Genomic DNA, 20,163 nt, shown 5'->3' with positions numbered 1-20,163 from the left:
CCTGCGGACAATCGGCCGGGCCGGAATTAAGAAAACTCCCGGCACCGGAGGCCTGGGCCCCTGGTACCGGGAGTTTCAAACAACGGGCAACTGCCCCGCCGCCTCGTTAGAGCGCGGTGGTGCTTCCGCCTGCTGCGGCAATCTTTTCTGCGGCGCTGGCCGAGAATGCGTGGACCGTGACATCAACCTTGACGGTGATATCACCGGTGCCAAGTACCTTGACGGGCTGGTTCTTGCGAACGGCACCCTTCTCTACCAGGTTCTCCACAGTGACTGAGCCACCTTCCGGGAACAGCTCGTTGAGCTTGTCCAGGTTTACCACCTGGTACTCAACCCGGAACGGGTTCTTGAACCCGCGCAGCTTCGGCAGGCGCATGTGCAGCGGCAGCTGGCCGCCGGCAAAGCCAGCCTTGATCTGGTAACGGGCCTTCGTACCCTTGGTACCACGGCCGGCGGTCTTACCCTTGGAACCTTCACCGCGACCCACACGGGTCTTGGCGGTCTTGGCACCCGGGGCGGGACGCAGGTGGTGAACCTTCAGTGCGTTCTGCTTCTCAGCAGCGGCGCCCTGTGCCTTCTCGGCGGTCTTGTTCTCTGCCATTACTTCGCCTCCTCTACCTTTACCAGGTGCGGAACCGTGTTGACCATTCCGACGGTGACGGCGTCGGCGGTGCGGACAACGGTGTGTCCGATCCGCTTCAGGCCGAGGGACCGCAGGGTGTCGCGCTGGTTCTGCTTGCCGCCAATGGCGGACTTGATCTGAGTGATCTCCAACGAAGCGTCGGAGACAAGCACGTTCTTAGCCATGACTCAGACACCTGCCTTCTGGTTCAGCAGTGCACGCACCATGGCCGGCGGAGCGATCTCGTCGAGCGGCAGGCCGCGGCGTGCTGCCACTGCTGCCGGCTCTTCGAGGCGCTTCAGCGCGTCAACGGTCGCGTGAACGATGTTGATGGCGTTGGAAGATCCGAGCGATTTGGAGAGGATGTCGTGGATGCCCACGCACTCCAGTACTGCACGGACCGGACCGCCGGCGATAACACCGGTACCGGCGGAAGCCGGACGCAGCATAACAACGCCTGCGGCGGCCTCACCCTGAACGCGGTGCGGGATGGTGCTGCCGATGCGGGGAACGCGGAAGAAGGACTTCTTGGCTTCTTCGACGCCCTTCGCGATGGCGGCGGGAACTTCCTTGGCCTTGCCGTAGCCGACGCCGACCATACCGTTGCCGTCACCGACGACGACGAGGGCGGTGAAGCTGAAGCGACGACCACCCTTGACGACCTTGGAAACACGGTTGATGGTGACGACGCGCTCTACGAACTGGCTCTTTTCGGCTTCGCGGCCACCATCGCGGCCACCACGGCCACCGCGGTCGCCACGGCCCTGGCCCTGGCCCTGGCCACCACGCTCGCCACGACGAGCGCCACCACGGCGGTCATCAGCGGCAGCGGGCGCAGCGGTCTCAGTTGCCGGAGCGGCTACAGCTTCAGTCACCTGTTTGTCCTTTTCGTTATTTTCGGTCACAGTGACAACCCACCTTCACGTGCGCCGTCAGCGACGGCGGCGATCCGGCCGTGGTACTTGTTACCACCGCGGTCGAAGACAACTGCTTCGATACCGGCAGCCTTGGCACGCTCGGCGACGAGCTCGCCAACGCGCTTGGCCTTGGCAGTCTTGTCACCATCGAATACACGAAGGTCGGCTTCCAGTGTGGATGCACTCGCTACAGTCAGGCCCTTGGTGTCATCGACAACCTGGACGAAAATGTGGCGTGCGGAGCGGTTGACGACCAGACGAGGACGTTCAGCCGTTCCGGAGATGCGCTTGCGGATACGAAGCTGGCGGCGGCTGCGCTGGGCAGACTTGCTCTTGTTCGTACGCTTCTTGTTAATTGCGATCGCCATGGTTACTTACCAGCCTTTCCGACCTTGCGGCGGATGACTTCGCCTGCATAGCGAATGCCCTTGCCCTTGTAGGGGTCCGGCTTCCGCTGCTTGCGAATATTGGCAGCAACCTCGCCGACCTGCTGCTTGGAGATACCTGAAACAGAGAGCTTGGTCGGGGTCTCTACTGCAAAGGTGATGCCGTTCGGTGCCGTGATGTTAACCGGGTGGCTGTAGCCCAGAGCGAACTCCAGATCAGTTCCCTTGGCCTGGACGCGGTAACCGGTACCGACAATCTCAAGCTTCTTCTCGTAGCCTGCGGTGACACCCTGGATCATGTTGGCGATCAGGGTGCGGGTCAGGCCGTGCAGCGAACGGGAGGCGCGCTCGTCGTTCGGGCGGGCGACAGTCAGGGTGCCATCTTCCAGGGAAACCTCGATCGGGCTGGGCACAGTGTGGCTCAGCTCGCCTTTGGGACCCTTGACGCTGACGACAGAGCCGTCAACCTTGACCTCAACGCCGGCAGGAACGGTGATGGGGAGACGTCCAATACGTGACATTATTCTCTTCCTTTCCCGTTACCAGACGTAAGCGAGGACTTCGCCGCCCACGCCCTTCTTGCCGGCCTGCTTGTCAGTCAAGAGGCCGGAAGAGGTGGACAGGATTGCGACACCCAGGCCACCGAGCACGTGCGGCAGGTTGGTGGACTTTGCGTAAACGCGCAGTCCCGGCTTGGAAATACGACGAACGCCAGCGATTGAACGCTCGCGGTTCGGACCGAACTTGAGCTCGAGGGTCAGCTTCTTGCCAACCTCAGCGTCTTCTTCTTTCCAGGAGGCGATGTAACCTTCGGCCTTCAGGATGTCGGCAACGCGTGCCTTGAGCTTGCTGTAAGGCATAGACACGGAATCGTGGTATGCCGAGTTTGCGTTGCGCAGACGAGTAAGCATGTCTGCGACGGGATCTGTCATTGTCATGGTGGGCTCTTGCCCTTCCTCATAACGGTTTCCGCCGTGCGGCTTTTCCCGAACGTGGCTCGGGAACCGGCGCGGGCGGACCTTTTACGTAGCTAGATTAATCGTCGGTCTTGAACGGGAAGCCAAGTGCCTTGAGCAGCGCGCGGCCTTCGTCGTCGGTCTTGGCAGTGGTCACGACGGTGATGTCCATGCCGCGTACGCGGTCAATGGAATCCTGGTCGATCTCGTGGAACATAACCTGCTCGGTCAGACCGAAGGTGTAGTTGCCGTTGCCGTCGAACTGCTTGCCGCTGAGGCCCCGGAAGTCACGGATACGCGGCAGAGCCAGCGTGACCAGACGGTCCAGGAATTCCCACATGCGGTCCCCACGCAGAGTTGCGTGTGCACCGATCGGCATGCCTTCGCGCAGCTTGAACTGTGCGATCGACTTGCGGGCCTTGGTTACCTGCGGCTTCTGGCCGGTGATCAGGGTCAGATCGCGGACGGCGCCGTCGATCAGCTTGGAGTCCTTGGCGGCATCTCCAACACCCATGTTCACAACGACCTTGACCAGACGGGGAACCTGGTTGACGTTCTCGTACTTGAATTCCTCAACGAGCGAACTCTTGATGGAATCCGCGTACTTGGTCTTCAGACGGGGAACCATCTTGCTTGCCGGAGTCTCGAGAGTCTCAGTCATTAGATGTCCTTCCCTGAGCTCTTGGCCACGCGGACACGCACGTCGCGCTTCACGCCATCGCGCTCAACGGTCTCGGTGCGGAAACCGACGCGGGTGGGCTTCTTGGTGGAGGGGTCAACCAGAGCCACGTTGGAGATGTGGATTGAAGCCTCAACGACCTCGATGCCACCGGTCTTGGTGCCGCGCTGCGACTGACCGACCTTGGTGTGCTTGGTTACGCGGTTCATGCCTTCGACCAACACGCGGTTGCTCTCGGGGAATACGCGCAGAACCTTGCCCTGCTTGCCCTTGTCGCCGCCGCGCTCAGCCTTGGCGCCAGTGATGACCTGAACCAGGTCACCCTTTTTGATCTTAGCCATGGACTACAGCACCTCCGGAGCCAGAGAAACGATCTTCATGAACTTCTTATCGCGAAGTTCACGACCAACCGGTCCGAAGATACGGGTACCGCGGGGGTCACCGTCGTTCTTCAGGATCACAGCTGCGTTCTCGTCAAACTTGATATAGGAACCATCCGCACGGCGGCGTTCCTTCTTGGTACGGACGATGACCGCCTTGACGACGTCGCCCTTCTTTACGTTGCCGCCCGGAATTGCGTCCTTGACGGTAGCGACGATTACGTCGCCAATGCCTGCGTAGCGACGGCCAGATCCACCGAGAACGCGAATGGTAAGGATTTCCTTAGCACCCGTGTTGTCGGCGACCTTGAGTCGCGACTCCTGCTGAATCACTATTTACTCCTTGCGTCGCGCTGGTTCTCAGACCGAAAATCTTCCTACGGAATGAGCCTTGCGGAACGGTTGATCGGGGTGTCTCTTGACCTGCCTGGATTTTGCCAGACCAGGCCTAAAATCCCGTGCCAAAAACATTTGCGTCCCAGGCGGATCCCGACGAGTCGGGCGCGAGGGGGCACTATGCCGTGGCACGGAAGTTTACGAGGTTGACGATGGCGCACAGAGGGCGCCATACAAACTCAAGATCTTAGCACGTTTTGGCCCGCCAGGCAGAATCAGGAAATGCCACCGACGACGGCGTCACGCACGACAGCCTTTTGACCACACGGCTGCCCGCTCCCCCGGGAACCAGGCCCGCCGGCGTCGTACGCCTGATGAAAACCTGCACGGCGTGACGCGGCGCCCGGCGGGAATCTCCGGAACGCAGAAACCCCCGCTCCCAGAAGGGAACGGGGGTTTCGCTCAAGCGTCTACTTACAGCGGGGCTGCAGGTATTACTTGGCCTTCTCGAGGATCTCCACCAGGCGCCACCGCTTGGTAGCGGAGAGCGGGCGGGTCTCGGCGAGGAGAACGAGGTCGCCGATGCCGGCGCTGTTCTCTTCGTCGTGAGCCTTGATCTTCGTGTTGCGGCGAAGGACCTTGCCATAGAGGGCGTGCTTCACACGGTCCTCGACCTGGACAACGATGGTCTTTTCCATCTTGTCCGAGACCACATAGCCGCGCTTCGTCTTACGGTCACCGCGCTCGGCAGCCGTAGCTGCGTCGGAAACAGTTTCCGTCACGTTCTCGTCCTTTTCACTCACTTGGCGTCCTCCTCAGTCTTGGCCTCGGCCGGCTTTTCAGCCTTTTCAGCCTTGGCTGCGGACTTCTTGGACTTCTTTTCTTCCTTGGCTTCCACAACCGGTGCGGCAACCTCGGCACGAATGCCCAGCTCACGCTCACGGAGAACGGTGTAGATGCGGGCGATGTCTTTCTTTACCGCGCGCAGCCGACCGTGGTTCTCCAGCTGACCGGTGGCGGACTGGAAACGCAGGTTGAACAGCTCTTCCTTGGCCTTGCGGAGTTCTTCAACGAGTCGCTCGTTGTCGAAACCGTCCAGCTGTGCGGATGCAAGTTCCTTGGATCCTACTGACATTTCTATTCACCACCTTCGCGACGCAGAATGCGTGCCTTCAACGGGAGCTTGTGGATCGCCAGGCGAAGTGCCTCGCGGGCAGTTTCTTCATCGACACCGGAGATCTCGAAGAGAACCCGGCCCGGCTTGACGTTTGAGACCCACCATTCCGGAGAACCCTTACCGGAACCCATGCGGGTTTCGGCCGGCTTCTTCGTCAGCGGACGGTCCGGGTAGATGTTGATCCAGACCTTACCGCCACGCTTGATGTGGCGGGTCATCGCGATACGGGCAGACTCGATCTGACGGTTCGTGACATATGCCGGGCTCAGAGCCTGGATACCCCACTCACCGAACGAGACCTTGGTGCCGCCCGTAGCAGCGCCGGAACGACCCGGGTGGTGCTGCTTACGGTGCTTGACTCGACGTGGGATAAGCATTTAAGCCTGTCCTCCTTCTACTGCCGGTGCAGCTGCGGTAGCGGCTTCGGCAGCCGGAGCTTCGGCAGCAACAGGTGCAGCCTCGGCCGGGCGGTCGGGACGACGACGGCGGTCACCACGGTCAGCGCCACCACGATCAGCGCCACCCGGGCGGCCCGGGCGGTCGCTGGCACCACGGCCGCGGGACGGAGCAGCAGCTGCCTGCTGAGCCAGTTCCTTGGCGGTGACGTCACCCTTGTAGATCCAGACCTTCACGCCGATGCGGCCGAAGGTGGTCTTTGCCTCGTAGAAGCCGTAGTCGATGTTCGCGCGGAGGGTGTGCAGGGGCACACGGCCTTCGCGGTAGAACTCCGAGCGGGACATTTCTGCGCCGCCCAGTCGACCCGAGCAAGCGATCCGGATGCCCTTGGCACCGGCACGCTGTGCGGACTGCATGGCCTTCTTCATCGCACGGCGGAAAGCCACGCGGGAAGTCAGCTGCTCAGCAACGCCCTGGGCAACAAGCTGAGCTTCCATCTCGGGGTTCTTGACCTCGAGGATGTTCAGCTGGACCTGCTTGCCCGTGAGCTTTTCGAGCTCGCCGCGGATGCGGTCTGCTTCTGCGCCGCGGCGGCCGATAACGATGCCCGGACGTGCCGTGTGGATATCCACGCGGACACGGTCGCGGGTGCGCTCGATTTCAACCTTGGCGATACCGGCGCGCTCCATACCCGTGGACATGAGCTGGCGGATGCGGATGTCTTCGCGGACGAAGTCCTTGTACCGCTGGCCGGGCTTGGTGCTGTCAGCAAACCAGTGCGATACGTGATCGGTGGTGATGCCGAGTCGGAACCCGTGCGGGTTAACTTTCTGTCCCACTTAGCGAGCCTCCTCTTTCTCCGGGGTAGCGACTACCACGGTGATGTGGCTCGTGCGCTTCTTGATCTGAAATGCACGACCCTGGGCTCGCGGCTGGAACCGCTTCATGGTCGGGCCTTCATCAACATACATTTCGCTGATGATGAGGTCACCTTCGTCAAACGCCACGCCGTCGCGGTCCGCGAGGACCCGGGCGTTGGAGATTGCCGACTGAACTACCTTGAATACCGGCTCCGAAGCTGCCTGCGGGGCAAACTTCAGAATTGCCAGAGCCTCATTCGCTTGCTTACCACGAACAAGGTTGACGACGCGCCGGGCCTTCATAGGCGTTACGCGGATGTGACGCGCAATTGCCTTGGCTTCCATTGCTTTCCTTCTCTCGTCTTTGACGTAAGTGCAGGCGCCTAGCGGCGCTTGCCCTTACGGTCGTCCTTGACATGGCCGCGGAATGTCCGCGTGGGAGCGAATTCGCCGAGCTTGTGCCCGACCATCGACTCAGTGACAAACACCGGGATGTGCTTGCGTCCGTCGTGCACGGCGATCGTGTGCCCGAGCATGTCGGGGATGATCATCGAACGGCGGGACCAGGTCTTGATGACGTTCTTGGTGCCCTTTTCGTTTTCCCTTGCTACCTTCACAAAGAGGTGCTGGTCAACGAAAGGACCTTTTTTCAGGCTGCGTGGCATGTGTCCAGACTCCTATCGCTTGTTCTTGCCAGTACGACGGCGACGAACAATAAGCTTGTCGCTCTCTTTGTTGGGACGGCGGGTGCGGCCTTCGCGCTTACCGTTCGGGTTGACGGGGTGACGTCCACCGGACGTCTTACCCTCGCCACCACCGTGGGGGTGGTCAACCGGGTTCATGGCGACACCACGGACGGTCGGGCGAACGCCCTTCCAGCGCATACGGCCGGCCTTACCCCAGTTGATGTTCGACTGCTCGGCGTTGCCCACCTCGCCGACGGTTGCGCGGCAGCGCACGTCAACGTTGCGGATTTCGCCGGAGGGCAGGCGCAGCTGGGCGAAACGGCCTTCCTTGGCAACGAGCTGGATCGATGCGCCGGCGGAGCGGCCCATCTTGGCGCCGCCACCCGGACGCAGTTCGACTGCGTGGATAACGGTACCCACCGGGATGTTGCGCAGCGGCAGGTTGTTGCCAGGCTTGATATCAGCGTTGGCACCTGCTTCTACGGTGTCGCCCTGGGCCAGCTTGTTCGGGGCAATGATGTAACGCTTGGTTCCATCAATGTAGTGCAGGAGTGCGATGCGAGCCGTACGGTTCGGATCGTACTCAATCTCGGCAACGCGGGCGTTGACGCCGTCTTTGTCGTGGCGACGGAAGTCGATCAGACGGTACTGGCGCTTGTGTCCACCACCCTTGTGACGGGTCGTGATCTTACCGGTGTTGTTACGGCCACCCTTTTTCGGGAGGGGACGTACCAACGACTTTTCCGGCGTCGACCGCGTGATTTCAGTGAAGTCCGCTACGCTCGAGCCGCGTCGGCCCGGGGTAGTCGGCTTATATTTACGGATTCCCATAATTTATTTCCTCGTTAAAGTGGTCTCCGCTACGAGAGCGGACCGCCGAAGATGTCGATCGTGCCTTCTTTGAGGCTCACAATTGCACGCTTGGTGTTTTTGCGGGTACCCCATCCGAATTTGGTTCGCTTGCGCTTACCGGCACGGTTGATGGTGTTGATCGAGTCGACCTTGACGGAGAAGATTTTCTCCACGGCCAGCTTGATCTCGGTCTTGTTCGAGCGGGGGTCCACCAGGAAGGTGTACTTGCCCTCATCGATCAGGCCGTAGCTCTTTTCCGAGACGACGGGTGCAAGCACCACGTCGCGCGGGTCTTTGATGGTGGCTGCACTCACTTGGCATCCTCCCCGTTCTTTGCCACTGCCCGGTCAGCAACGAATGCTTCGTAGGCAGCCTTGGTGAAGACAACGTCATCGGAAACGAGAACGTCGTAGGTGTTCAGCTGGTCTGCGTACAGAACGTGAACATCCGTGAGGTTGCGCACGGAGAGTGCAGCAACATCGTTGGCGCGCTCGATAACGACGAGCAGGTTCTTACGCTCGGAGACACCCCGCAGAGTCGCCAGTGCAGCGCTGGAGGACGGCTTGGTGCCGGCCACCAGTTCAGCAATAACGTGGATGCGGTTGTTGCGGGCGCGGTCAGAGAGAGCTCCGCGCAGTGCAGCAGCAATCATCTTCTTGGGGGTGCGCTGGCTGTAGTCACGCGGCGTGGGGCCGTGGACAACGCCACCACCGGTCATGTGCGGAGCACGGATTGAACCCTGACGGGCGCGGCCCGTGCCCTTCTGCTTGAACGGCTTGCGACCTGCACCGGAAACCTCGGCGCGGGTCTTGGTTTTGTGGGTACCCTGGCGAGCAGCAGCGAGCTGGGCAACGACGACCTGGTGCAGCAGCGGCACGTTGGTCTGTACGTCGAAGATCTCTGCAGGCAGGTCAACCTTGACAGTGCTAGTCATTGAACTAGGCTCCCTTCACGGCGGTGCGTACGAGGACGACCTGGCCGCGGGCGCCGGGAACGGCGCCCTTGATGAGGAGCAGCGACTTCTCGACGTCAACCGCGTGGACCGTGAGGTTCAGCGTGGTGTGACGCACGGCGCCCATGCGGCCGGCCATTTTCATGCCCTTGAAGACGCGGCTCGGGGTGGATGCGCCACCGATTGAACCGGGCTTACGGTGGTTCTTGTGTGCACCGTGGGAAGCACCAACGCCGTGGAAGCCGTGACGCTTCATAACACCGGCGAAGCCCTTACCCTTGGTGGTGCCAACGACGTCGATCTTCTGGCCGGCTTCGAAGAGCTCAACAGAAAGCTCCTGGCCCAGCTCGTAAGAGTCAGCATCTGCAGTGCGCAGTTCGACGACGTGGCGGCGAGGCGTGACGCCTGCCTTGTCAAAGTGACCAGCCAGCGGCTTGGTGACCTTGCGGGGATCAATCTGGCCGTAGCCGATCTGAACGGCGACATAGCCATCCGTGGCTGCATTACGCACCTGCGTGATGACGTTCGAGTCAGCCTGGACCACAGTGACGGGGATGAGCTTGTTGTTCTCGTCCCAGACCTGGGTCATGCCGAGCTTCGTGCCCAGCAGGCCCTTAACGTTACGGGTTGCGGTCATAGTCTCTCAGCACCTCCCTACAGCTTGATTTCGATGTTCACGTCGGCCGGCAGGTCGAGACGCATCAGCGAATCAACAGCCTTGGGCGTGGGGTCGATGATGTCGATCAGACGCTTGTGAGTCCGCATTTCGAAGTGCTCACGGCTGTCCTTGTACTTGTGCGGAGAGCGGATGACGCAGTAGATGTTCTTCTCCGTCGGCAGCGGCACAGGGCCAACTACCGTGGCGCCTGCGCGCGTGACCGTCTCAACGATCTTCCGTGCTGAAGAGTCAATGACCTCGTGGTCGTATGACTTCAGCCGGATGCGGATTTTTTGTCCCGCCATGTCGCCTGACTCTCTTTCAGTTAGTGCTGCTCCGGTGAGGGCTGCTCTGTTTACTTGCGTGTTGCATGTGGCTGCCGAAGCAATTGAAGTTGTAACTACCACCCGCCGCACAAGCTGAATCCGGAAAACTCCGGGTTCCTCAACCTGCCGGCGTAACCGACCCCCGCGGTCGGGCGTGTCGCGCTTTTCACGCGTACTCGTCCGCAGTTCCATGGGGAGTTGGTTATGTTTGGTCTCCCACCTGGACCCTGACACCCGGCATTATCCGGATCGGGACGCGAAGGAGCGCTTGAACAACTCATTTAGTATGCCGGAATATACGGACAGAAGCGAATCAGCGCCAGACGGAGGGGGTGCCTGCGGCGGCAGGTTCCCGACGACGGCGGCAGCCGTCCGCTCATTGCCCCCAGCAACCTTCGAATGGATGATGGGGACATGACTGTGCAGGATTCTGCAGCTGTTCAGGCCCTTGCCGCGCGCCTGAACCCGGAGTTCCAGCTCGGAGTTGCCTCGGCTGCCTTCCAGATAGAGGGCGCCCTCTCGGCCGGTGGCCGCGGGCCATCCGGCTGGGATGCCTTTGCCGAGAAACCAGGCAGCATCCAGGATGGCCATTCCCCCGCCGTCGCCTGCGACCACTACAACCGGACCCCCGAAGACGTCGAACTGATGCGCGCCCTGGGGATCGACTCCTACCGTTTTTCCATCTCCTGGCCGCGGATCCAGCCTGACGGTACCGGTCCGTTCAACCGTGCAGGTCTCGACTTCTACGACCGGCTGATCGACCGGCTGCTCGAGGCCGGCATCTCCCCCATGGCCACCCTGTACCACTGGGACACTCCCCTGCCGCTGGAGCACCGCGGCGGCTGGCTGAACCGCTCCACCGCGGAGCGCTTCGCAGAGTACAGTGCGGCGGCCGGCCGGCGCTTCGGCGACCGCGTAGCCCAATGGGTGACGCTCAACGAACCGGTGTCGGTGACCCTCAACGGTTATGCCCTGGGGGTCCACGCCCCGGGACACGGCCTGCTCTTCGACGCCTTGCCTTCGGTCCACCATCAGCTCCTCGGCCACGGACTGGCTGTGCAGGCGCTGCGTGCTGAGGGAGTCACCGGCGCCGTGGGCGTCACCAATCTGCACTCCCCGGTCCGGCCAGCGTCCCGCTCGGTGACGGACCGCTTCCTCGCGAACATCTTCGATCTGGTCCTGAACCGGGTCTACGCGGACCCGATCCTCCTGGGCCGGTACCCGAAGGTGCCGCTGATTGCCAGGCCGTGGTTCCGGTCGATGGGCAAGATCTCCGATGCGGATCTGCGGACCATCCACCAGCCGCTGGATTTCTACGGGCTGAACTACTACTACCCGGTCAAGGTTGCCACCGGACGCGGCCCCGGCGAGAGTCCGGCCGGCGCTGCGGACGCCATGCTCAAGATGCCGTTCCATCTCGCGGCCTTCCCGGAATACGCGACTACGGGTTTCGGCTGGCCGGTGGCACCGGATCACCTGGGACCGTTGCTCCGCGAACTGAAGGACCGCTATGGCGGGCAGCTCCCCCCGCTGTACATCACCGAAAGCGGCGCCAGCTTCCCCGAACCCGATCACGTCGACGGACCGATCGCGGATGCGGACCGGATCAGCTACATTGCGGCCCACCTCAACCATGCACTTGACGCCACCGGCCCCGGCGGCATCGCCGAGGACGTGGAGCTGCTGGGCTACTACGTCTGGACCCTGATGGACAACTTCGAGTGGGCGGCGGGATATTCGCAGCGCTTCGGACTGGTCCATGTGGACTTCGACACCCAGGAGCGCACCCCTAAGGATTCCTACTACTGGTACCAGGCACTCAGCCGGGCCAGGAAAGGCTGAGCGGGCCGGGCCCTCCCGCTCGCCGGGTGCTACTGCTCCTTATTGGCCCGGTTGATGCGCTTGGCGCGGTCAATCTCGTGGCGGAAATGCTTCTTGGCCCAAAAGACGGCCGCGACAACGGCAACGGCCACCAACAGGAAAATGATCCAGCCCACGGTGAGCTCCCTTCGTCGGGAGCAACGATATCAGTGCCGGCTGCCCGCTGCCCGCTGCCCGCTAAAAATGGTCGGCCGGCTGCCGGTCCACGGCTGCCTCGGCGGCCGCCGGCTTGTCGCGGTTGAGCCGCCAGACCGCGACGGCGATCAGGGCCGCGGCGATGAGTGCCAGCAGCGCAAAGGTGTACTGGCGCATGGCCCACATGATGCACAGTGCCACGCCCGCGGCGCCCCACCAGACCAACAGCCTTTCACCGTAGGCAAGCCCGGCGACCAGGAGCCCCGCGAGAAGCGCCAGCGTCCAGAGCTGTTGCCCGGCGTCGCCACCGAAAATAATCCCCAGTCCGCCCAATGAGTGCAGCCCGGCGGCAACGGAGATCAGAATACGGCCCGCCGTCCGGTCCCCGGAAAACATCCGCAGCACCCCGAGCGCCGCGGCGAGGATCACATACCACTGCAGCGCCCAGAAGGGATCGGGCCCGCCGGAACCGGTGAACAGCACGGCGCGCTGGAACGCCGCCGTCGTCGCAAAAAGCCCCAGTTCGGCACTCAGCCTCCGGTCCTTCGCGGGCACCTCGACGCTGACCACCGCGGCGGTGGCTGCCACCAGAACGGCCCCTGTCCAGGAAGTTGCGTCGAGCCGCAGTCCGGCGGCCGCGGCCAGGGCCAGGCCGAGACTGGCCGCCCCCGCCAGCGACCAGCAACGGAAGCGGTCCGTGGACAGCGGGTCGCGGCGCAGCAACCGGGCCGAGTAAAGGCCCGCGGCGGCAGGAACACAGCCCGCCAGCCACGGCAGGAAGCCGCCCCAAGGACCCGGCACGGCGTCCGGCAGGCCGGACACTACCAGCGTTGCCCCGGCAAGCACCGCCGCTGCGGCCGGAAGGTAGAGCATGGGCCACCGTTCCAGGTGCGAGGCCGTGAAGCAGACGGCTGCCAGCACCAACAACGAAGCCCCCGTCAGCCAGCCGGAAGCAAACGGCGCCAGAGCCAGGGCCGACATGACGAAGCCACCCGCCGCTGCCAGCCAGAGCCAGCGCTCCCCGCCAGTCCGGGCCCTGCCCCTGCTCAGGAGTCCGGCCGCCACCGCGGCGATGGAAAGCGCCAGCAGGCCCAGGACTACGCCGTTATGGCTCAGCAGCGGCCCGGCGAGGAACGCTTCCGCCGACGAGGTGCCCTCGAAGTCCGGCACCGGCCCCAGTACCACGACGCCGAATACCGCCGCGGGGACGGTCAGGTAGGCCGCCCCGCGGGCTGCGAACAGCCGGCTCGCCACCGCAGCGGAGACCAGCAGCAGGGCAAGCTGCAGCAGGACGACCCAGCGGCCGCCGTCGTCCGCCTGGGCCGTCAGGTAGCTGCCGGGAAGGACCGCCTGGCCGGCCAGGGTGATCCAGACCGCGGCCTGCTGGAAGGGGACCTCTTCAAGGCGGTGCCGCATCAGCCAGCGGACCACGTGCTGCGCAGCAAGCACCAGCGCAAAGGTCACCGACACCGCAGTCACCGACGCTGTGGCGTCGTAGCTGAGCACAAGTGCCAGGGCAAGGGCCAGCACCCGTGCGGCCGCAAAGTACACGCCCTTCACAATGCGGCCGACGGCGGAGACCACCATAACGGCGCTGAAGACGGCCATGATGCCAAGCACCAGCTCGACGTCGAGCGCCGTTCCCGCGCGGGCCAGCAGCAGCACGGCCAAAGCGGCGGGCGCGAAGGCCAACGCGCCGGCACGCGCCCGCAACACAAAGCCCGAGGCCGCCGCGCCGACGGCGATGATGACTACCGCCGCGGTGAGCTGCCATCCCCCGGCGTCCGGGCCACGGAAACCGGCGGCCAGCAACACCAGCAGTGCGAAAACCTCCAGCGCCAGCACGGCGGCGGCGTCGGCGAGGACGCCGCGGGGAGCCCTACCGCAGACCTCCGCCAGGAGCGGGAGGGCGAGCTGCAGCCCCAGCGCAAACACGGCGACCGTAGTGAGAGTGATTTCCTCGCCGCCGAGCAGCAGCGGTCCGCTTGCCCGGCTGAGCTGGTGGAAAGCTGTCAGCAGCAGGACGGTGCCGGCTGCCCGTCCCAGCCACCAGTAGCCCCATCGTTGCTGAATCGCCCGGCGTCGCAGCCCGGTCGCGGCCAGATAGAGCACGGTCAGGACCAGGGCGAGGTTTCCACACTCCAGGGATACGGCGGTAAACGCCATGCCCACCAGCGCCAGTGCCATTCCCACGGGCAGCAGTTCTGCGACGGCGGGACGCCAGGGCGCCGCGGCATCGGAACGGCGGTTCAGTGCCCAACCGGTGCCAAACGACGCCAGAAGCTGCAATACGACGGCTGCTCCCGTGAGCGTCATCCCGTCCGAGCGGTCCGTCAGCGCCAGGACGGCCAGGGCCGGGACGGCTGCTGCGGAGAAGCCGAAGAGGCTGGCGTTCGGGGCAAACGTCGCCACGCCCGCCCGAAGAAGTGCTGCCGTCCCGAGCTGCTGGGCCATCAGTGCCAGCGAGAGGGCGAACACGACCACCGCGGCCTCGCCGGGACCGTCGCCGACCATGACGGCGGCGATGGTGGGGACGGCCGCCGTGGCGACGATCCGGGCGGCAAGGACGAAGTGCCGGCGCAGGGGTTCTGCCGCGGACCGGGAGCGCAGGGACCAGAACAGCACGGCCAGGATGAGGAAGCCGGACGGCGCCCAGACCCCGGCCCTGTCACTGTCACCGAAGGTCCCGGCAAGCATCAGGGCCGAAACCGGGGCCCACTCCGCCGCACCGCCGAGCCGTACCGCGATGACCATTCCGGTGAGGAGCGCAAGCAGGAGCGGCCCCCACAGGGGGACGCCCGCGGCCGGGCTCCCGGCGGCGTCGAAGAAGGTCGCCGCTGACCAGAGCAGGGTCAGCAACAGTTGCAGCCCGTAGGTGCCGAGGGCGTCCGCCCGCCGGCGGCGAGCAGATCCCAGCAGTACATCGGGAAGGAGGTTCAAGCCGGAGGCAAGCAGCACCACCTGCAGGGCTGCCAGCATAAGCGCTGCCAGCAGTGGCCCGGGCAGGCTACCGCTCACGGCCCACACGCCGACGGCGGCCGAGAGCGTCAGGCTCAGCCGCGCACCGTAGTACTGGGCGACACGGAACCGGCCCTGCGGCACAGCCGTCATCAGGGCAAAGAAGACGCCGCAGAGGAACATGATGAGGGCGTACTCGCCCTTGCCCAGTAACTGCGGCATAAAGGTCACGGCCAGCGCGACGGCAGGGACCACGAAGGGGTGGAGATCCATCAGCGGCTTGAGGTAGACGGGCGGCAGCCAGCGGGGCCGCAGCTGGGCAAGCAGCGTCAGGGCTGCGGCAAGGCCGATCATGCCCGCGAAGTACCAGACCAGCGCGCCGCCCAGGACCGCGATGCCGGAGTAGGTGGTGGAGACCAGGAAGGTGAGGGACAGGAAGACGAGGATCCGGCTGTCCATCCGCACGGCCGCGGCGATGTAGGCCACTGTGCCTACAAAGGATGTGACCAGCCAGGCGGCGGGGCCGTCGTGGAGGACAAAGTTGTACATGGCCAGGCCGGCCACTGGAACAAGCGCCAGCCCCGTTCCCGCGAACGCCACGGCCGCGGGCCTAAGCCGGGGGACCCGGGCATGAAGCATCAGGCCTGAACCGTAGAACAGGGCCGTGATGGCGCAGACTCCGGCGAAGCGGAGGACTTCCGGCAGCGACGTTCCCAGAAACAGGGCACCTGCGGCTACCAGCAGCAGACTGGCAATGTAGAGCGTGATGTTGATGTTCTGACGGTCCCGCCGTTCCTTCCGGGCGGCGCGCTCCCCGGCCGACTTGGGCGGCGGAGCTTGTGGCGGGGCTTGTGGCGGAGCTTGTGGCGTCCGCACCGGCCCCGGGGCCGGACGCGGGGCCGGCTGCTGACGCTGCGGCGCCGGGCGCGGGGCAGGCTGCTGTCGCTGCGGCGCCGCGTGCCCCGGCGGGAACCACGGTACCGGCGGCTGCTGCCGCTGCGGAGGCGCCGAGGCAACCGGCGGCTCCACGGGGGCCGGCGCCACGGCGGCAACAGAAATTGGCCGCTGTTCCGCGGCGGCGCACGCATCGTGCCAGCCCCGGAGATGCCCCGCACGGAAACCGGCGGCGAACGCTGCATTCCCGACGTCGGCGGCCCTGCGGCGTTCCCTGCCCCTCCCCCAACGGATCCCCAACAGCAGAGCTCCCGCGAGCAGCAATAGAATCAGCAGAGTTTGGACAGCCGTCGACATAAGAAAATCCTTCTCTACGAAGGCTGTCCTGCTCCGCTCAGCCCATAAATCCAATGAATAGAGAAATCATATCAAAGAACAGCCCCGCTGCGAGTGCAGCGGGGCTGTTCCAGACGTCACGGCGGCCGTCAGACGGCCAAACCGGTCAGAGATCTAGACAAAGATCTTCAAGTACTACTTGACGATCTTGGTGACGCGTCCTGAACCAACGGTGCGGCCGCCTTCGCGGATAGCGAAGCCGAGGCCCTCTTCCATGGCGATGGGCTGGATGAGCGCAACGGTCATCTCAGTGTTGTCGCCGGGCATAACCATTTCCGTGCCTTCCGGCAGGGTGATAACGCCGGTTACGTCCGTGGTGCGGAAGTAGAACTGCGGGCGGTAGTTGGAGTAGAACGGGTTGTGACGCCCGCCTTCGTCCTTGGAGAGGATGTAGACGTTGGCCTCGAAGTCGGTGTGCGGGGTGATGGACCCCGGCTTGACGACAACCTGGCCACGCTCTACGTCATCGCGCTTCAGACCGCGGAGCAGGAGGCCACAGTTCTCGCCCGCCCATGCTTCGTCGAGCTGCTTGTGGAACATCTCGATACCGGTGACCGTGGTCTTCTGGATCGGGCGGATGCCGACGATCTCGACCTCGGAGTTGATGGCGAGGGTTCCACGCTCGGCGCGGCCCGTTACGACGGTGCCACGGCCGGTGATCGTGAAAACATCTTCGATCGGCATCAGGAACGGCTTGTCACGGTCACGGACGGGGTCCGGCACGGAGTTGTCCACAGCTTCCATGAGGTCCTCGACGGACTTGACCCAAACCGGGTCGCCTTCGAGTGCCTTCAGACCGGAAACGCGTACAACCGGAGCCTCATCGCCGTCGAAGCCCTGAGCCGAAAGCAGCTCGCGAACTTCCATTTCGACGAGGTCCAGGAGCTCTTCGTCATCGACCATGTCCGACTTGTTCAGCGCCACCAGCAGGTAGGGAACGCCAACCTGGCGGGCCAGCAGAACGTGCTCGCGGGTCTGAGCCATCGGGCCGTCAGTGGCGGCAACCACGAGGATTGCACCGTCCATCTGGGCAGCACCGGTGATCATGTTCTTGATGTAGTCAGCGTGACCCGGAGCGTCTACGTGTGCGTAGTGGCGCTTCTCGGTCTGGTACTCAACGTGGGAGATGTTGATGGTAATGCCGCGCTGACGCTCTTCGGGAGCAGAGTCAATGGACGCGAAGTCGCGCTGCTCGTTGAGTGTCGGGTACTTGTCGTACAGCACCTTGGAAATCGCGGCCGTCAACGTCGTCTTACCGTGGTCAACGTGACCAATGGTGCCGATGTTAACGTGCGGCTTAGTCCGCTCGAACTTTGCCTTTGCCACAGGTTCCTCCTAGAACGTTTTCAAATGACTTACCCTTCGACCGCGCTTGTCGCGGCGAAACTTCAGTAAGTCTACTTGGGGGGCTTTGGATTGATGAAATTGCAGATTCAGGAACTAACACTAGTCCCTCGAGCCTGTCGGTGCAGATGGCCGGTCCCGGCTTGACCGGAAAAGCGGTTGGCCGGAGCCGGCCACCTGCACCAGGTGAATTTCCGGAACCGGAAACACCACCGAGTTTGCTACAGCGAAAAGTCCTAGGGACTACTCGCCGCGGTTCTTCTGGATGATCTCGTCGGCAAACGCCTTCGGGACCTCCGCGTAGCTGTGGAACGTCATGGAGTACACGGCGCGGCCCTGGGTCTTCGAGCGCAGGTCACCGATGTAGCCGAACATGCCGGACAGCGGGACGTGCGCACGGATGACCTTGACGCCCTGGGCATCCTCCATGGACTGCATCTGGCCACGGCGGGAGTTGAGGTCACCGATTACTTCACCCATGTATTCCTCAGGGGTGCGGACCTCGACATCCATCAGCGGTTCGAGCAGGATGGGGTTCGCCTTGCGTGCAGCTTCCTTGAAAGCCATCCGGCCGGCGATCTTGAACGCCATCTCCGAGGAGTCAACATCGTGGTAAGCGCCGTCAATCAGCGTGGCCTTGATACCGACAACCGGGTAACCGGCCAGGACGCCGTCATTCAGCGCATCCTGGATTCCGGCATCGACGGACGGGATGTATTCGCGCGGAATGCGGCCACCGGTGACCTTGTTCTCGAACTCGTACATTTCGCCGTCGGACGTGTCCAAGGGTGCGATCGCGATCTGGATCTTCGCGAACTGGCCGGAACCACCGGTCTGCTTCTTGTGCGTGTAGTCGTGACGCTCTACAGCCTTCTTGATGGTTTCGCGGTAAGCAACCTGCGGCTTGCCGACGTTCGCCTCGACCTTGAATTCGCGGCGCATGCGGTCCACCAGGATGTCCAGGTGGAGCTCGCCCATGCCGGCGATGATGGTCTGACCGGTGTCCACGTTGAGGGAGACCTGGAAGGTGGGGTCCTCAGCGGAGAGCTTCTGGATGGCGGTGGAGAGCTTCTCCTGGTCACCCTTGGTGTTCGGCTCGATTGCAACAGAGATCACGGGCTCCGGGAAGCTCATGGACTCAAGGACGATCTGGTTTGCCGGGTCGCACAGGGTGTCTCCCGTGGTGGTGTCCTTGAGCCCGATCGCTGCGTAGATGTGGCCGGCGGTAGCGCCGTCAACCGGCATTTCCTTGTTGGCGTGCATCTGGAACAGCTTGCCGATGCGCTCTTTTTTGCCCTTGGTCGAGTTGACAACCTGGGAGCCTGCTTCCACGTGACCGGAGTACACGCGGATGAAGGTCAGCTGGCCGAAGAACGGGTGCGTAGCAATCTTGAACGCCAGGGCCGAGAACGGCTCTTCGGAGGACGGCTTGCGCGTCAGTTCCTTCTCTTCGTCGCGGGTATCGTGACCGATCATCGGCGGGACGTCGAGCGGGTTCGGCAGGTAGTCCACGACGGCGTCGAGCATCGGCTGAACGCCGCGGTTCTTGAACGCGGAGCCGCAGAAGACCGGGTAGAGCTCGGAGTTGATCGTCATCTTGCGGATGCCGGCCTTGAGCTCCTCGACGGAGATTTCTTCGCCTTCGAGGTACTTTTCCATCAGCTCTTCGGAGGACTCCGCAACGGTCTCAATGAGCGTCGCGCGGTACTCCTCAGCCTTTTCCCTGAGGTCAGCCGGGATCTCCTGGATCTCGTACTTGGCACCCATGGTGACGTCGCCCTTGGAGTCGCCGGGCCAGACCAGCGCACGCATGAAGAGCAGATCCACAACGCCGATGAAGTCGTTCTCGGCGCCGATCGGAAGCTGCATAACGAGCGGCTTGGCACCAAGGCGGCTGATGATGGTGTCAACGGTGAAGTAGAAGTCAGCGCCGAGCTTGTCCATCTTGTTGACGAAGCAGATGCGCGGGACGTTGTACTTGTCGGCCTGGCGCCAGACAGTCTCAGACTGCGGCTCCACGCCTTCCTTGCCGTCGAATACGGCAACTGCACCGTCGAGGACGCGCAGGGAGCGCTCCACCTCAACCGTGAAGTCGACGTGGCCGGGGGTGTCGATGATGTTGATCTGGTTGTTTTCCCAGAAGCAGGTCACGGCGGCAGACGTGATGGTGATGCCGCGTTCCTTTTCCTGTTCCATCCAGTCAGTCGTCGACGCGCCGTCGTGCGTTTCGCCGATCTTGTGGTTCACGCCTGTGTAGAACAGGATGCGCTCGGTAGTAGTGGTCTTGCCGGCATCGATGTGGGCCATAATGCCGATGTTGCGGACCTTGCTAAGGTCGGTAAGCACGTCCTGTGCCACGGTGTCTCCCTTTC

General features: G+C 63.3%; 25 protein-coding genes. 1 reads left to right on the top strand and 24 read right to left on the bottom strand.

Annotation, left to right across the window (positions count from 1 at the left end):
- Positions 1 to 106: 106 nt before the first annotated feature.
- The 20 genes from rplO to rpsJ form a co-directional block, all read right to left on the bottom strand.
- A complete protein-coding gene (rplO, locus tag RCH07_RS06805; protein ID WP_326966711.1) occupies positions 107 to 601 on the bottom strand; it encodes a 50S ribosomal protein L15 in 495 nt (164 codons plus the stop codon).
- Positions 601 to 807 carry a 50S ribosomal protein L30 gene (gene rpmD, locus RCH07_RS06800; RefSeq protein WP_326966710.1) on the bottom strand — a complete coding sequence of 69 codons (207 nt, stop codon included), beginning with the start codon at positions 805 to 807 and terminating at the stop codon, positions 601 to 603. The genes rplO and rpmD overlap by 1 nt, the downstream gene beginning before the upstream one ends.
- Before the next feature lie 3 nt (positions 808 to 810).
- Complete coding sequence (rpsE, locus tag RCH07_RS06795; protein WP_326966709.1) at positions 811 to 1,497, bottom strand: 30S ribosomal protein S5; 687 nt, start codon at positions 1,495 to 1,497, stop codon at positions 811 to 813.
- 26 nt (positions 1,498 to 1,523) lie between these two features.
- Positions 1,524 to 1,907, bottom strand: a complete 384-nt coding sequence (gene rplR / locus RCH07_RS06790) for a 50S ribosomal protein L18 (RefSeq protein WP_326966708.1) — start codon at positions 1,905 to 1,907, stop codon at positions 1,524 to 1,526.
- Between the two features lie 2 nt (positions 1,908 to 1,909).
- Positions 1,910 to 2,446 carry a 50S ribosomal protein L6 gene (rplF, locus tag RCH07_RS06785; protein WP_326966707.1) on the bottom strand — a complete coding sequence of 179 codons (537 nt, stop codon included), beginning with the start codon at positions 2,444 to 2,446 and terminating at the stop codon, positions 1,910 to 1,912.
- 18 nt (positions 2,447 to 2,464) lie between these two features.
- Positions 2,465 to 2,863, bottom strand: coding sequence for a 30S ribosomal protein S8 (gene rpsH / locus RCH07_RS06780; protein ID WP_056425243.1), 399 nt, complete (start codon positions 2,861 to 2,863; stop codon positions 2,465 to 2,467).
- Between the two features lie 97 nt (positions 2,864 to 2,960).
- Complete coding sequence (gene rplE, locus RCH07_RS06775; protein ID WP_326966706.1) at positions 2,961 to 3,542, bottom strand: 50S ribosomal protein L5; 582 nt, start codon at positions 3,540 to 3,542, stop codon at positions 2,961 to 2,963.
- On the bottom strand, positions 3,542 to 3,901 hold the full coding sequence (rplX, locus tag RCH07_RS06770; protein ID WP_326966705.1) for a 50S ribosomal protein L24: 360 nt from the start codon (positions 3,899 to 3,901) through the stop codon (positions 3,542 to 3,544). The genes rplE and rplX overlap by 1 nt, the downstream gene beginning before the upstream one ends.
- 3 nt (positions 3,902 to 3,904) lie before the next feature.
- Positions 3,905 to 4,273, bottom strand: a complete 369-nt coding sequence (rplN, locus tag RCH07_RS06765; protein WP_003803789.1) for a 50S ribosomal protein L14 — start codon at positions 4,271 to 4,273, stop codon at positions 3,905 to 3,907.
- A gap of 497 nt (positions 4,274 to 4,770) precedes the next feature.
- Positions 4,771 to 5,079, bottom strand: a complete 309-nt coding sequence (gene rpsQ, locus RCH07_RS06760; protein WP_326966704.1) for a 30S ribosomal protein S17 — start codon at positions 5,077 to 5,079, stop codon at positions 4,771 to 4,773.
- Complete coding sequence (rpmC, locus tag RCH07_RS06755; RefSeq protein ID WP_326966703.1) at positions 5,076 to 5,411, bottom strand: 50S ribosomal protein L29; 336 nt, start codon at positions 5,409 to 5,411, stop codon at positions 5,076 to 5,078. Before rpmC ends, rpsQ begins: the two co-directional genes overlap by 4 nt.
- Before the next feature lie 2 nt (positions 5,412 to 5,413).
- Entirely contained in the window at positions 5,414 to 5,830 is a 417-nt protein-coding gene (gene rplP, locus RCH07_RS06750) for a 50S ribosomal protein L16 (protein ID WP_024366129.1), read from the bottom strand.
- Complete coding sequence (rpsC, locus tag RCH07_RS06745; protein ID WP_326966702.1) at positions 5,831 to 6,688, bottom strand: 30S ribosomal protein S3; 858 nt, start codon at positions 6,686 to 6,688, stop codon at positions 5,831 to 5,833.
- Positions 6,689 to 7,054, bottom strand: coding sequence for a 50S ribosomal protein L22 (rplV, locus tag RCH07_RS06740; protein WP_069949298.1), 366 nt, complete (start codon positions 7,052 to 7,054; stop codon positions 6,689 to 6,691).
- 38 nt (positions 7,055 to 7,092) lie between these two features.
- Positions 7,093 to 7,374, bottom strand: coding sequence for a 30S ribosomal protein S19 (gene rpsS, locus RCH07_RS06735; protein WP_003803803.1), 282 nt, complete (start codon positions 7,372 to 7,374; stop codon positions 7,093 to 7,095).
- Between the two features lie 12 nt (positions 7,375 to 7,386).
- On the bottom strand, positions 7,387 to 8,226 hold the full coding sequence (gene rplB / locus RCH07_RS06730) for a 50S ribosomal protein L2 (protein WP_326966701.1): 840 nt from the start codon (positions 8,224 to 8,226) through the stop codon (positions 7,387 to 7,389).
- 29 nt (positions 8,227 to 8,255) lie between these two features.
- Positions 8,256 to 8,561, bottom strand: coding sequence for a 50S ribosomal protein L23 (gene rplW / locus RCH07_RS06725; protein WP_024366132.1), 306 nt, complete (start codon positions 8,559 to 8,561; stop codon positions 8,256 to 8,258).
- Positions 8,558 to 9,181, bottom strand: a complete 624-nt coding sequence (gene rplD, locus RCH07_RS06720) for a 50S ribosomal protein L4 (RefSeq protein ID WP_326966700.1) — start codon at positions 9,179 to 9,181, stop codon at positions 8,558 to 8,560. The genes rplW and rplD overlap by 4 nt, the downstream gene beginning before the upstream one ends.
- Before the next feature lie 4 nt (positions 9,182 to 9,185).
- Positions 9,186 to 9,836: a 50S ribosomal protein L3 gene (gene rplC, locus RCH07_RS06715; protein ID WP_326966699.1), complete on the bottom strand. Its 651-nt coding sequence runs from the start codon at positions 9,834 to 9,836 to the stop codon at positions 9,186 to 9,188.
- Positions 9,837 to 9,853: 17 nt separating this feature from the next.
- Positions 9,854 to 10,162 (bottom strand): 30S ribosomal protein S10, encoded by a 309-nt coding sequence (rpsJ, locus tag RCH07_RS06710; RefSeq protein WP_024366135.1) that lies wholly within the window; start codon positions 10,160 to 10,162, stop codon positions 9,854 to 9,856.
- Between the two features lie 435 nt (positions 10,163 to 10,597).
- On the opposite strand from rpsJ, the gene RCH07_RS06705 reads away from it, so the two are divergent.
- Positions 10,598 to 12,025 carry a GH1 family beta-glucosidase gene (locus RCH07_RS06705; RefSeq protein ID WP_326966698.1) on the top strand — a complete coding sequence of 476 codons (1,428 nt, stop codon included), beginning with the start codon at positions 10,598 to 10,600 and terminating at the stop codon, positions 12,023 to 12,025.
- Positions 12,026 to 12,054: 29 nt separating this feature from the next.
- Here the strand turns inward: RCH07_RS06705 and RCH07_RS06700 are convergent, their stop codons facing one another.
- The 4 genes from RCH07_RS06700 to fusA all read right to left on the bottom strand — a co-directional run bounded on the left by RCH07_RS06700 (position 12,055) and on the right by fusA (position 20,149).
- Complete coding sequence (locus RCH07_RS06700) at positions 12,055 to 12,180, bottom strand: hypothetical protein (protein WP_326966697.1); 126 nt, start codon at positions 12,178 to 12,180, stop codon at positions 12,055 to 12,057.
- Positions 12,181 to 12,241: 61 nt separating this feature from the next.
- Complete coding sequence (locus RCH07_RS06695) at positions 12,242 to 16,408, bottom strand: hypothetical protein (RefSeq protein ID WP_326966696.1); 4,167 nt, start codon at positions 16,406 to 16,408, stop codon at positions 12,242 to 12,244.
- 174 nt (positions 16,409 to 16,582) lie between these two features.
- Positions 16,583 to 17,773: an elongation factor Tu gene (tuf, locus tag RCH07_RS06690; RefSeq protein WP_326966695.1), complete on the bottom strand. Its 1,191-nt coding sequence runs from the start codon at positions 17,771 to 17,773 to the stop codon at positions 16,583 to 16,585.
- Positions 17,774 to 18,034: 261 nt separating this feature from the next.
- On the bottom strand, positions 18,035 to 20,149 hold the full coding sequence (gene fusA, locus RCH07_RS06685; RefSeq protein ID WP_326966694.1) for an elongation factor G: 2,115 nt from the start codon (positions 20,147 to 20,149) through the stop codon (positions 18,035 to 18,037).
- Between the last annotated feature and the right edge of the window lie 14 nt (positions 20,150 to 20,163).

The sequence above is a fragment of the Arthrobacter sp. CG_A4 genome (assembly GCF_035985125.1).
In the GTDB taxonomy this organism is placed as follows: Bacteria; Actinomycetota; Actinomycetes; order Actinomycetales; family Micrococcaceae; genus Arthrobacter.
The sequence above is the reverse complement of the archived record's forward strand: the minus strand, read 5'-3'. Positions and strand labels throughout refer to the sequence as shown.